Origin of the sequence: Hydrogenophaga sp., assembly GCF_041633695.1 — a bacterium.
GTDB lineage: Bacteria > Pseudomonadota > Gammaproteobacteria > Burkholderiales > Burkholderiaceae_C > Hydrogenophaga.
In genome coordinates, this window is the sequence record NZ_JBFJMY010000464.1 from 1 (window position 1) to 3,194 (window position 3,194).

Annotated in this window: 3 protein-coding genes; 1 reads left to right on the plus strand and 2 read right to left on the minus strand. The window is 65.6% G+C overall.

What is annotated here, in order from left to right:
* On the minus strand, positions 1-623 hold a 623-nt coding region (rsmG, locus tag ABYB95_RS20140), incomplete at its 3' end, for a 16S rRNA (guanine(527)-N(7))-methyltransferase RsmG (protein WP_372661036.1).
* On the minus strand, positions 620-2,614 hold the full coding sequence (gene mnmG / locus ABYB95_RS20145; protein WP_372661039.1) for a tRNA uridine-5-carboxymethylaminomethyl(34) synthesis enzyme MnmG: 1,995 nt from the start codon (positions 2,612-2,614) through the stop codon (positions 620-622). The genes rsmG and mnmG, both read right to left, overlap by 4 nt.
* A gap of 142 nt (positions 2,615-2,756) precedes the next feature.
* Here mnmG and ABYB95_RS20150 point away from each other — a divergent pair, with 142 nt between their 5' ends.
* Entirely contained in the window at positions 2,757-3,083 is a 327-nt protein-coding gene (locus ABYB95_RS20150; protein WP_372661042.1) for a TfoX/Sxy family protein, read from the plus strand.
* Positions 3,084-3,194: the final 111 nt, after the last annotated feature.

Sequence of the window (3,194 nt, forward strand, 5' to 3'; positions counted from 1 at the left end):
AGTTGTTCCACGTGAAACACCTCCAGGCCTGGCGGCAGGCCTGCCAGCTCGTCGGCCGGGTGCTTGCCTTTCATGGCCATCCAGATGCCCCCAGGCTTGAGCGCGGCGCGGGACCAGCTGGTGAAATCGCCCAAAGAGGCAAAGGCCCGCGAACACACCACGTCGTAGCCACCCGCTTCGGCTCCACCTGTGCCGATGGACTCCACCCGCGCGTGCAAACCACGCAGATTGCGCAGCTGCAAACTCGCGGCCACTTGCTGGATGAAAGTGGCCTTCTTCAGCACCGTGTCCACACAGGTCACCTGGATCTGGGCGCAAACAATGGCCAGCACGACGCCGGGCAGGCCACCGCCCGAACCCACATCCAGCAGGCGGATGGGGCCTGGCCCCACTTGGCGCAGCAATGGGGCCACTGCCGCCAAACTGTCCAGCAGGTGGTGGGTGAGCATGTCTTCGGGGGCGCGCACCGAGGTCAGGTTGTAGACCCGGTTCCATTTCTGGATCAAGGCCTGGTAGGCCAGCAGTTGGTCGATTTGCGCGTCGTCCAGGTTCTGACCCAAGGTTTCGGCGCCACGCCGCAGCGCCAGCGCGAGAGCGCCACCCGCCTCCTGCGTCGCGCTCACGCCGCTGCCTTGTGCTCGGTCACCACGCCCGCCTTGCCTGCAAAGCCTTTGAAGCCGCCCTTTTTCAGGTGGATCAACAACAGCGACATGCTGGCTGGCGTGATGCCCGACAGACGCGAGGCCTGGCCCAGGGTTTCGGGGCGGTGCTGGTGGAGCTTTTGGCGCGCCTCGAACGACAGCGCCGTCACCTGCAAGTAGTCCAGATCGGGCGGCAGCTTCAGGTCTTCGTAGTGGGCCGCGCGCTGCACCTCGTCGATCTGGCGGTCGATGTAACCGGAGTACTTGGCCGCGATCTCCACCTGTTCCAGCACCGGCTCGTACAAGTCGCCCAAGGTTTCACGTGAAACAGCGGGCACCTGCTCGTGCGCGCCGCTCGTTTGCCCGGCCATGCCCATGAGTTCGGCGTAGTGCACACCGGGTCGGCGCAACAGATCGAACAGGTTGTGCTCGTGCTCGATGGCCTTGCCCAACACCCGCTCGGACTCGGCGGCGGGCAGGTTGCGCGGGTTCACCCAGGTGGCTTTGAGGCGTTCGGTTTCACGTGAAACCGCGTCGCGTTTGCGGCTGAAAGCATCCCAGCGCGCATCGTCCACCAGGCCCATGCGGCGCCCGGCTTCGGTCAGGCGCATGTCGGCATTGTCTTCGCGCAGCTGCAGGCGGTACTCGGCACGGCTGGTGAACATGCGGTAAGGCTCGGTCACGCCCTTGGTGATGAGGTCGTCCACCAGCACGCCCAGATAGGCTTCGCTGCGGCCCGGCAGCCAGGACGCTTCGCCCCGGCACTGCAAGGCGGCGTTGATGCCGGCAAACAAACCTTGCGCCGCGGCCTCTTCGTAGCCGGTGGTGCCGTTGATCTGGCCGGCGAAAAACAAGCCGGCGATCTGGCGGGTTTCGAAGCTGCTCTTGAGCGAGCGCGGGTCGAAGTAGTCGTATTCGATGGCGTAACCGGGGCGCAGAATGTGCGCGTTTTCCATACCGGCCATGCTGCGCACCAGCTCCAGCTGGATGTCGAACGGCAAGCTGGTGGAAATGCCATTGGGGTAGACCTCGTGCGTGGTCAAGCCCTCGGGTTCCAGAAAAATCTGGTGGCTGTCCTTGTCGGCAAAGCGGTTCACCTTGTCTTCCACGCTCGGGCAATAGCGTGGGCCCACGCCCTCGATCTTGCCGGTGAACATGGGGCTGCGGTCGAAGCCGGAGCGGATGATGTCGTGCGTGCGCGCATTGGTGTGCGTGACCCAGCACGGCACCTGCCGGGGGTGCATGCTGGCATTCCCCATGAAGCTGAACACCGGCACCCGGCCCTCTTCGCCCATGCCGCCGGGCATGCCGTCGCCGGGTTGTTCCGTGCACTTGCTGTAGTCGATGCTGCGGCCGTCGATGCGCGGCGGCGTACCGGTTTTGAGGCGCGCCTGGGGCAGCTTCAGCTCCTTGAGCCGGGCCGAGAGCGACACCGCAGGCGGGTCACCTGCCCGGCCTGCCGCATAGTTGTTCAGGCCTACATGGATTTTTCCGTCGAGAAAAGTACCCGCCGTGAGCACCACGGTGCGGCCGCGAAAACGCACACCCACCTGGGTCACGGCGCCCACCACCCGGTCGCCCTCCACCATCAGGTCGTCCACCGCCTGCTGGAACAGCCAGAGGTTGGGCTGGTTCTCCAGCATGCGGCGAATGGCGGCCTTGTACAGCATGCGGTCGGCCTGGGCACGGGTGGCGCGCACGGCCGGGCCTTTGGAGCTGTTCAGAATGCGGAACTGGATGCCGCCTTCGTCCGTCGCCAAGGCCATGGCACCGCCCAGCGCGTCCACCTCTTTCACCAGGTGGCCCTTGCCGATGCCGCCAATCGAAGGGTTGCAGCTCATCTGCCCCAGCGTTTCGATGTTGTGGCTGAGCAGCAAGGTGCTGCAACCCATGCGCGCAGCGGCCAGCGCGGCTTCGGTGCCAGCGTGGCCACCGCCAACAACGATGACGTCAAATTCCTGTGGGTACAACATGTGAGGGTGCTCCGGGGCGCGACAATGGTGTGCCGCGCTGTCGTTCAATGCGGTGTTTCACGTGAAACAAGTGCCCGCCACAGCCTATGCAGGCCCTGCGGTGAGCCTTCGATTGTCCCATCTTTGCCCCAAATCTGCCGCCATGTCCACACGCCCCACCCCGAAGCAGCCGCAGACCCTGCCCGGGCTGGGGCCAAAATCCATGGCGATGCTGGAGGCTGCGGGCATCCACGATCTGGCGCGCCTGCAACAGCTGGGCTCGGTCGCCGCCTACCGACGGGTCAAACGTTGTTGCCCCAGCGCCAGTCTCAACCTGCTGTGGGCGCTCGAAGGCGCGTTGACCGGCCTGCACTGGCAAACCGTGGCGCGGGACCACCGCACCAGCCTGTTGCTCGCGCTGGACGACGACACCCAAACCCCTGGGCCTTGTGCACCCGGATCGGTGAGCCCCGAAACCGGGACACAATAGCCGCATGAGCACACCCACCCCCCTCTTGATCCTGGCCGGCAGCACCCGCGCCCAATCCTTCAACCGGCGCCTGGCCAGCGTCGCCGCCGAATGCGCGCGCACCGAAGGTGC

Excerpts from the sequence above, each read along its gene's own strand:
- ABYB95_RS20150 (WP_372661042.1), top strand. The coding sequence starts at position 2,757 with ATGTCCACACGCCCCACCCCGAAGCAGCCGCAGACCCTGCCCGGGCTG.
- mnmG (WP_372661039.1), bottom strand. The coding sequence starts at position 2,614 with ATGTTGTACCCACAGGAATTTGACGTCATCGTTGTTGGCGGTGGCCAC.